The organism is Candidatus Korarchaeota archaeon NZ13-K (assembly GCA_003344655.1).
Taxonomy (GTDB): domain Archaea; phylum Korarchaeota; class Korarchaeia; order Korarchaeales; family Korarchaeaceae; genus Korarchaeum.
Genome location: MAIU01000049.1, coordinates 1 through 8,569, shown reverse-complemented (window position 1 = coordinate 8,569; position 8,569 = coordinate 1). Strand labels below are relative to the sequence as shown.

At 56.6% G+C, this 8,569-nt stretch carries 8 protein-coding genes; 3 read left to right on the top strand and 5 right to left on the bottom strand.

Features of this window, described 5'->3' with window-relative positions:
• Positions 1-1,726 (top strand): hypothetical protein (locus BA066_05540; protein ID RDD53235.1); only part of this gene is annotated, 1,726 nt, incomplete at its 5' end.
• The gene (locus BA066_05535; GenBank protein RDD53234.1) at positions 1,627-2,280 is read left to right on the top strand and encodes an HAD family hydrolase; all 654 of its coding nucleotides are present in this window, start codon (positions 1,627-1,629) and stop codon (positions 2,278-2,280) included. The genes BA066_05540 and BA066_05535, both read left to right, overlap by 100 nt.
• On the opposite strand, the gene BA066_05530 is transcribed toward BA066_05535, so the two are convergent.
• The 3 genes from BA066_05530 to BA066_05520 all read right to left on the bottom strand — a co-directional run bounded on the left by BA066_05530 (position 2,266) and on the right by BA066_05520 (position 3,296).
• Positions 2,266-2,514, bottom strand: a complete 249-nt coding sequence (locus BA066_05530; protein RDD53233.1) for a hypothetical protein — start codon at positions 2,512-2,514, stop codon at positions 2,266-2,268. The genes BA066_05535 and BA066_05530 overlap by 15 nt on opposite strands.
• A 184-nt stretch (positions 2,515-2,698) precedes the next feature.
• Complete coding sequence (locus BA066_05525; protein RDD53232.1) at positions 2,699-3,136, bottom strand: hypothetical protein; 438 nt, start codon at positions 3,134-3,136, stop codon at positions 2,699-2,701.
• On the bottom strand, positions 3,108-3,296 hold the full coding sequence (locus BA066_05520; GenBank protein RDD53231.1) for a hypothetical protein: 189 nt from the start codon (positions 3,294-3,296) through the stop codon (positions 3,108-3,110). The genes BA066_05525 and BA066_05520 overlap by 29 nt, the downstream gene beginning before the upstream one ends.
• A 160-nt stretch (positions 3,297-3,456) precedes the next feature.
• Here BA066_05520 and leuS point away from each other — a divergent pair, with 160 nt between their 5' ends.
• Positions 3,457-6,330 (top strand): leucine--tRNA ligase, encoded by a 2,874-nt coding sequence (gene leuS / locus BA066_05515; protein ID RDD53230.1) that lies wholly within the window; start codon positions 3,457-3,459, stop codon positions 6,328-6,330.
• Between the two features lie 37 nt (positions 6,331-6,367).
• Here the strand turns inward: leuS and gap are convergent, their stop codons facing one another.
• The gene (gene gap / locus BA066_05510; GenBank protein RDD53229.1) at positions 6,368-7,387 is read right to left on the bottom strand and encodes a type I glyceraldehyde-3-phosphate dehydrogenase; all 1,020 of its coding nucleotides are present in this window, start codon (positions 7,385-7,387) and stop codon (positions 6,368-6,370) included.
• A 32-nt stretch (positions 7,388-7,419) separates the two neighbouring features.
• Positions 7,420-8,569, bottom strand: a 1,150-nt coding sequence (locus BA066_05505) for an AAA family ATPase (protein ID RDD53228.1), incomplete at its 5' end; no start/stop codon positions are given.

Sequence of the window (8,569 nt, the reverse complement as noted above, 5' to 3'; positions counted from 1 at the left end):
GGAGATAAGGGAGTCATTCAGGAACCTCCGGCCTTTCGATTACAGCAGAGCCCAGGCCGGATGGACGAGGAGGGTCGTTGATCTGGAGTGGGGGGCCAACATCTCGAGGGGGCTCACCCTCAGCGCCAGGAGGAAGGGTTGGGTCAGGCTCCTGAGCTCGGGGAGGGTTCAGGGACCGACTCTCTCCATGATAGTCAGGAGGGAGCGGGAGATAAGGGGGTTCACCCCGAGGAAATACTACAGAGTGATCGTTAGGGTGGATAGGGGGTTCTCGCTCGAGCTTCTGCCACCCAAGGGGGAGAGCAGGATATGGAGCCAGGATTACGCCTCAAGGGCCGCTGAGGTCGTGAGGGGGATGACTCTCAGGGCCAGAGTCAGCTCCGAGGAGAGGAGGCTCAGGCCCCCTCCCCCCTTCGATGGCACCTCCCTGCAGGTCGAGGTCAGCCTGTTGACGGGACTCACGCCTAAGATGATAGCGGACAGGTCGAGCGGGATAGCCCAGAGGCTATACGAGCTCGGGCTGATAAGCTACATAGGGACCGAGAGCCAGAGGTACCCGAGGAACTGGTCGAGGGATGACTTCCTGGGGATGGTGAGGCTCATAGCAAGTTACCCTCCCCTGAGGGATGAGGCCGGTTTCGTGCTGGCGAACATGAGGAGCGAGGCCGTGGAGGGCAAGAAGGACGATCCGGCTCACCCAGCGATTCACGTTGTCGGAGTTCCAGAGGGGGAGCTGGAGGGGAAGCATAGGGAGGTTTATGAGATCATAGCGAGGAGGAACCTGGCCACCCTCTCGCCCGATGCCCTGGTGAGGAGGATCAGAGTGGATGCCGAGGTAGGCGAGTTCACCTTCAGGGCCTCAGGTCAAACGGTCGTTGAGGAGGGATGGCTCAGGGTATACCCCTACGCCAAGAGGGAGGTCAGGATACCTGATCTGGCCGATGGGGAGGAGCTGAGGGTATTGGACGTGAGGGTTGAGGAGATGGAGACGCAGCCCCCCAAGAGGTACTCCCAAGTCTCCCTGATCAAGGAGATGGAGAGGCTAGGCCTAGGGACGAAGAACACGAGGATACAGATAATAGATACGCTCAAGGAGAGGGGCTACGTTGAGGGGAGGAGTCTCAAACCCACCAGGCTCGGGGAGGCCGTCATCGAGGTCCTGGAGGAGTTCGTCCCCTCCCTGACGAACCCCGAGCTCACAGCGAGCTTGGAGAGGGGAATGAACGAGATAGAGATCGGGAGGCTCGATCCGGGCGTCTTCATAAGGGAGTCGCTCGGGAGATTGAGTGAGATAATGGAGGAGTTCAAGAGGAATGAATCTCTCATCTCCGAGAGGCTCTACGGAGCTCTCCTAGAGTGCAAGTCCTCCTCATCCTTCGAGTGCCCCAAGTGCGGTGGAACCCTGAACCTGAGGAGGAGCAGCTACGGCCTTTTTCTGGTCTGCTCCAACTTCCCAGAGGGGTGCGATGTCAAGTACAACCTCCTCAAGGGGGAGAGGCTCGCAGAGGGGAGGTGCTCCTGCGGACTGCCACTGGTGAGAGGGAAGGTTAAAACTAAGGCCGGCAGGGAGAGGGCATACTTGAGGTGCATCTCAAACTGTGAATCGACCCCGGTGAGGTGTGCGAGATGCGGAGGTCCGATGTCGGCGAAGCTGGGGAGGTTCGGAGTTTACCTGAGGTGCGGAAACTGCGGCTCGACGAACTTCTTCAGGGTAAGGAGGCAGTGATAACCGATCTCGACGGCACCCTCGTGGACCTAGGGATAGACTGGGACTCCCTCAGGGAGAGGATAAGGAGGGAGATGGGCTGGGATCACCCTCTGAGGCCCCTAGGCCCCAGCATACCCGAGGCGGCGAGGAGCAAGGCGGAGGAGGAGGTGGCCTTCAGGATAGTCGAGGAGGCGGAGCAGATGGCCTCCGAAAGGGCGGAGTTCAACCAAAAGATCGTGGAGATATTCAGGAGGATGAAGGAGAGGGGACTGAAGGTAGCCCTCGTGACCCTTCAGGCGAGGAGACCCGCCCTGACCGTTTTGGAGAGGCTCGGCATCCTAGGCTTCTTCGACGTCATTGTAACGAGGGAGTCATCCCTCAAAAGAAAGGAGCAGTTGAGGATAGCCATTGATGCGCTTGGGGTGAAGCCCGAGAGGTGCCTCTTCTTCGGGGACACGCAATGGGACGTGGAAGCCGGAAGGGAACTCGGATGCGAGGTCGTGTGCGTTGGGAGAAGAATAGAGGGATCCGACTACTTCATGGAGAGGTTTGAGGATCTAGCCATTGACTAAAAGCTCGGGTCTCTCCTTCTCTATTCTCTCTAGGAGCTTCTTCGCCCTCTCGGTGGCGTAAACGCGCATGCCGCCACCACTGTAAGAAACCCTGACGAGACCCTCGCTCTCCAGAAACTTTATCACCTTCACCCTGTACTCCCTCTTGGATATCAGCTTGCTTGCCGTCACGCCCTTATCTCCCCTGCTCACGAGCTCCTTCAGTATCCTCACGTGGGACTTTAGCAGGACCACACCATCACCCCGGGCTTACTTAGCGGACCTACTTAATAAATATTTTGGGTGATTATCCGACGTGAAATTTGTCTCACACTTCCAATAACTATAGAAATGTAAATTTTATTTTTTTAATCTGATATTTGCATTCAAAAATTTCCCAGTTAGACGAATGACTGATCAACGATATTGTGAAAGGTCGCTAAGCCCCCCTCAGGTACTCCCTGACGTAGGAGAGGAAGAGCCTCACCAACCTCTTCAACTCATTGACCTCCACCCTCCTGTAGATTATCTCCTTCTGTATGGAGACCAGCTGTTCCTCTAAGAGTTTAACGCCATCAGGCGATGGGGCTGTGACCAGCACCCTCTCGATCCTGGCCAGCTCGGTCCTCCTAAGTAGTTGATCTATCTGCTGAATCAACTGTCCCGATACCATATCATTCTGTGAGTTAAGGGACTTAAGCTGAGCCCTGCATGAGTTAAGAGTCCTCCTCTCCCTCTCCAGGGGGTCATATCTGACCTCCACCTTGATCATGCTCCCCAATATCCGCACCTTAGCGTACTCGCTCAGACCTAGGTCGCCGATCACCTTATTAAGGTGATCTAAGCCCCTAACCTCCCTCCCCGAGCTCATCCTCATCTACCTCTACTTCTCCGACCACGGGGCCCCTGTACCCGCAGTCAGGGCACGAGTACTCATCCGGGAGCAACCATCCTGAGAGGGGTGAGGCCTTCCTTATATTTAAGCTACCGCAGACCGGACACACCATCACCCTTATCTTCCTACCCATCCCAATCACTTTCCCGAGCTCTACTGAACGTATGCGGTTCAATATTAAAAGGGACCCTGAGCTAGGATATCCCCGACCTCGGGTTGAGGCTTCCCCATGCCGGATGGGGGCCGCATCCCTCCCGATCACGTTTTTAATCGGACCCGGGCTCCGGTGGGGAGTGAGAGGAATGTCGACCGAGGATCTCGTCAGGAGGATCAGGGAGATCGAGAAGAAGTGGCAGGCTAGGTGGGAGGAGTCTAGGATCTTCGAAGCAGATCCCGACCGATCAACGAGGAAATTCTACTTAACGGTCGCCTATCCTTACCCCAACAGCCCGCAGCACATAGGTCACGGGAGGACTTACAGCCTCACGGATGCCTACGCCAGGTTCAAGAGGATGCAGGGCTACAACGTGCTTCTCCCCATGGCCTTCCACTACACGGGCACCCCGATACTTGCCATGAGCAAGAGGCTCAGGGAGGGAGATGCGGAGCTGATGAACCTGTTCCTGGAGGTCTACGGGATACCAAAGAACGTCCTGAAGGAGCTTGAGGATCCGCTGAAGATGGCCAGATACTTCCATGAGGAGATAAAGAGGGGGATGAAGCTGATGGGGTACTCCATAGACTGGAGGAGGGAGTTCACCACAGTGGACCCGGCTTACAACAGGTTCATCAGCTGGCAGTTCCGCAAGCTTCATGAGAAGGGTTATCTGACCAAGGGAAGGCATCCTGTCGGTTGGTGTCCAAGATGCGATAACGCAGTTGGGCAGCATGATACCTTGGGTGATGTTGAGCCTGAGATAGCTGAAGTGGTCCTGATAAAGTTCGAGGGGGATTCCATCATACTCCCCACAGCCACATACAGGCCTGAGACGGTCTTCGGGGTCACTAACATATGGGTCAACCCGGAGCTGGATTATCTCATCATCGAGGTGGACCGGGAGAGGTGGGTGGTCTCAGAGGAGGCGTTTCAGAAGCTCAGATTCCAAGGTTTCAATGCTAGGGAGGTTGGAAGGGTAAAGGGAAGGGAGTTGATCGGTAGGTACTTCAGGAACCCCGCTACAGGAGGCGAGGTTCCCGCGTTACCGGCTGACTTCGTCAGGGCCGATTACGGGACGGGTATAGTCATGTCTGTCCCGGGTCATGCACCCTACGACTTCCTCGCGCTCAGGGACCTGATGAAGAGGCCCGAGGTGCTCAGGAAGTACCATCTGGACGAGGGGCTCATCTCAAAGATAGCTCCCATCTCAATAATAGAGGTGGAGGGCTTCTCCGAGCTCCCGGCCAGGGATGCCGTTGAGTCCCTGGGGGTGAGGGATCAGCTCGACCCGAGGGCCGAGGAGGCTACGCAGCTCGTCTACTCGAAGGAGTACCACTTGGGAAGGATGAAATCCAATACCGGGGCCTACGCGGGTTTACCAGTTAAAGAGGCTAAGGAGAGGGTCAAGGAGGACCTTATAAGGGATGGGAAGGCTCATATCTTCTTCGAGATCGTGAACTCCCCCGTCTACTGCAGGTGCGGCGCTAAGGTCTTGGTGAGGGTCGTCGAGGATCAGTGGTTCATAGATTACTCCAACCCCGAGTGGAAGGAACTCGCTCGGGAGGCGCTGAGGGGGATGAGGATAGTGCCAAAGGAGCTGAGGAGGGAGTTCGAGGAAGCGATAGATTGGATGAGGGAGAAGGCCTGCGCCAGGAAGAGCGGCCTAGGTACGAGGCTTCCCTTCGATCCAGATTGGATAATAGAGAGCCTGAGCGATTCCACGATATACATGGCCTTCTACACGATAAGCAAGTACATAAACTCCGGTGAAGTTGACCCCGGGAGCCTGGACGATGAGGTCTTCGATCACGTTTTCCTGGGGATGGGGGATCCAGAGGACATAGCGAGGAGGAAGGGCCTGTCGGCCGAGTCGCTCAGGATGATGAGGGAGGAGTTCCTCTACTGGTACCCGCTCGACTCCAGGCACAGCGGGAGGGATCTCATATGGAATCACCTCACTTTCTTCATATTCAACCACGTGGCGATATTCCCCAGGGAGCTCTGGCCCAGGCAGATAGTTGTGAACGGGTCAGTCACCATGGAGGGGAAGAAGATGTCCAAGTCCCTGGGGAACATAATACCGATAGGCCAGGCCGTGGAGATGTTCGGAGCAGATCCTATAAGGCTCTCCGTACTTGGATCAGCAGAACTCTCATCCGATGCGGACTTCTCACCAATAGTGGCTGTTAGCACGCTCAAAAGGCTTCTCAGGATATTGGATCTGGCCCAGAGGTTCAAGGACTTCGAGAAGGAGCTCGTAATCGGTGATCTCTGGGACAGGTGGATTATCACGGCCCTCAGGTCCCACGTCAGGGAGGTGACAGAGGCGATGGAGGAGTGCAGGACCAGGGAGGCCATACACCACGTGATTTACCTGCTCCTGAACGAGGTAGAGGACTACCTGGAGATCAAGGGATCTGAGGTCAACGGATCCCTGATGAAGTTCCTACTGGGCGTTTGGGCGAGATTGCTCTCTCCTTTCGCGCCCCATACGGCCGAGGAGGTTTGGGAGATCCTAGGGGAGGAAGGATTCGTCTCGAAGGCGAGGTGGCCGTCCCCGGACGAGATGCCGGAGTACAGGGAGGCGGAGATCTCCTACAGGCTGCTGTTGAACGTCATCGATGATGTCAGGAGCGTCACCTCGACCGGGATATCTGGAAGCAAGCTTTACGTCTACGTGGCCTCATCCTGGAAGTATGAGCTCTTCAGGAGGGTGGATGAGCTGAGGACCGAGCTGGGCCTCGATCCCAGGAGGATAATCCCCGAGCTCATGAGGGAAGATGCCTTCAGGGAGAGGGCCAAGTCCGTTTCGGAGATAGTCAAGCAGCTCTCCAGCGGAGGATGGCCCTGGCTCCCGGATAGGGAGATGGAGAGATCCGTCTTGGAGTCCGCGAGGGACTACCTGAGGAGGAGGCTTGGCATGGAGGTGGTGGTGGAGGATGAGGATAACCCCTCATACGACCCCAGGGGGAGGGCCGGCAGGGCGCTCCCAGGTAAGCCGGCCATATACATAGAGTAAGCCCCCAGCGACCCTTTCATGAGCTGAGAAATGGGGATCACTGGATCCCCATCCTCTCCCTCAGGTAGTCGACCAGGTCCACCACCCTAGCAGAGTAACCCCACTCATTATCGTACCAACCGAAGACCTTGACCAGGTTGCCGTCAACCACCTGCGTCAGGGAGGGATCGAAGACCACGCTGTGCTCATCCCCTATGAGGTCCACGGAGACTATGGGGTCCTCCGCTATTCCCAGGTACCTCGAAAGCCTTCCCTTGGCCTCCTCCTCGAAGGCCCCGTTCACCTCATCGACGCTCACCTTCCTCTCCAGTTCGGCGGCGAAGTCGACCAGGGAGACATCGTATGTTGGAACCCTGAGAGCTATAGCCGAGAGCCTCCCCTTGAGCTCGGGGAATATGAGCTCTATCGTCTTGGCCGCCCCCGTCGAGGTTGGGATTATCGAAATGGCCGCGGCCCTGGCCCTCCTGAGGTCGGAGTGGGGGGCGTCCAGTATCCTCTGATCGTTCGTGTATGCATGGACCGTGGTCATAACTCCTCTCCTCAATCCGAATCTCTCATGCAGGACCTTCACCATTATGGCGAAGGCATTCGTCGTGCAGGAGGAGTTGCTTATCACATGGTGCCTCCGCACATCGATGCCCTCCTCGTTGACCCCCATCACAACGGTGTAGTCAGCGGACTCCCCCTTGGAGGGGGCCGTTATCACGACCTTCTTGACGGACCCCCTGATGTGCTTGGCCGCGTCATCCCTTCTTGTGAACACTCCCGATGCCTCTATCACCAGATCAACTCCCAGCTCATCCCAGGGAATGGAGGATGGATCCCTCTGACTGAAAACCCTGATCTCCTTCCCGTTAACCACTATGGAGGACTCCTTGTAGCTCACTTCCCCGCCGAACCTCCCGAAGATCGAATCGTACTTGAGCAGGTGAGCCAGCACCTTCGGCTCCGTCACGTCGTTGATCGCGACGAAATCCAGCTTTTGGTTCCTCAAACCTATCTTAAAAACCTGTCTCCCTATCCTACCGAAGCCGTTGATACCGACGCGGAGGGGCATGCGCCAACCGGTGGGGTGAAAAATAAAAGGGATCAGGCCGAGACCCTCCTCATGAACTCCTCGGCCAACCTCTCATACCTCTCTATTTCCTCCCTCCCGAGGGGTCTGACCTTCTTCATAGCCTCCTCGAAGTGCTTCCTCGTGACCATGAGCTCTGATTTGTGAGCGACGGCTTCCTTGGGATCCTTGTACTTGTTTATGTGCTCCCTGAGGGCCATCAGCGTAGCTAGGTTCACCAGGTTAGCTAGATCCGCTCCCGTGTAACCCTCGGTCCTCGAGGCCAGCTCCTCCAGATCGACGTCTTGGGCCAGGGGCTTGCCCCTGGTGTGTATCTTGAGTATCTGGAGCCTCGCCTCCCTGTCCGGTGGTGGCACGTATATCAGCCTGTCGAACCTTCCTGGCCTCAGGAGGGCCGGATCTATGAGGTCAGGCCTGTTCGTCGCAGCTATCACCACCACCCTCCTCAGCTCCTCAAGACCGTCCATCTCAGTGAGTAGCTGACTTATCACCCTCTCGGTGACCCCCGAATCGCTCGAGTATCCCCTGATCGGGGCGATGGAGTCAATCTCATCTATGAATATTATCGCTGGGGCCACCTGCCTGGCCCTCCTGAATATCATCCTGACAGCCTTCTCGCTCTCCCCAACCCACTTGCTCATTATCTCAGGTCCCTTCACGCTTATGAAGTTCGCCTCGCTCTCGTTTGCCACCGCCTTGGCCAGTAGGGTCTTCCCTGTTCCGGGAGGGCCGAAGAGCAGTATCCCCTTGGGTTGCCTTGCTCCGCTCGCCTCGAATAGCTCCGGATACTTTAGGGGCCACTCGACGGCCATCTTGAGCTCCTCCTTCACGCTCTCAAGTCCTCCTATGTCATTCCATCTCACGTTAGGAACCTGAACCACGACCTCCCTCATGGCGGAGGGCGTTATATCCTTGAAAGCCTCCATGAAGTCATCCATTGTAACCTTGAGCCTCTCCAGAACCTCTGGAGGAATTTTTTCGCTCTCAAGAAGGTTGATTTCCTTCATGAGCCTTCTCAAAGCCCTCATCGCAGCCTCCCTCACCAGTGCGGCTAGATCCGCCCCAACGAAGCCGTGAGTTATGTCAGCCAGCCTGTCAAGGTCCACGTCATCTGAGAGGGGCATGTTCCTCGTGTGTATCATAAGTATCTCCTTCCTCCCCTCC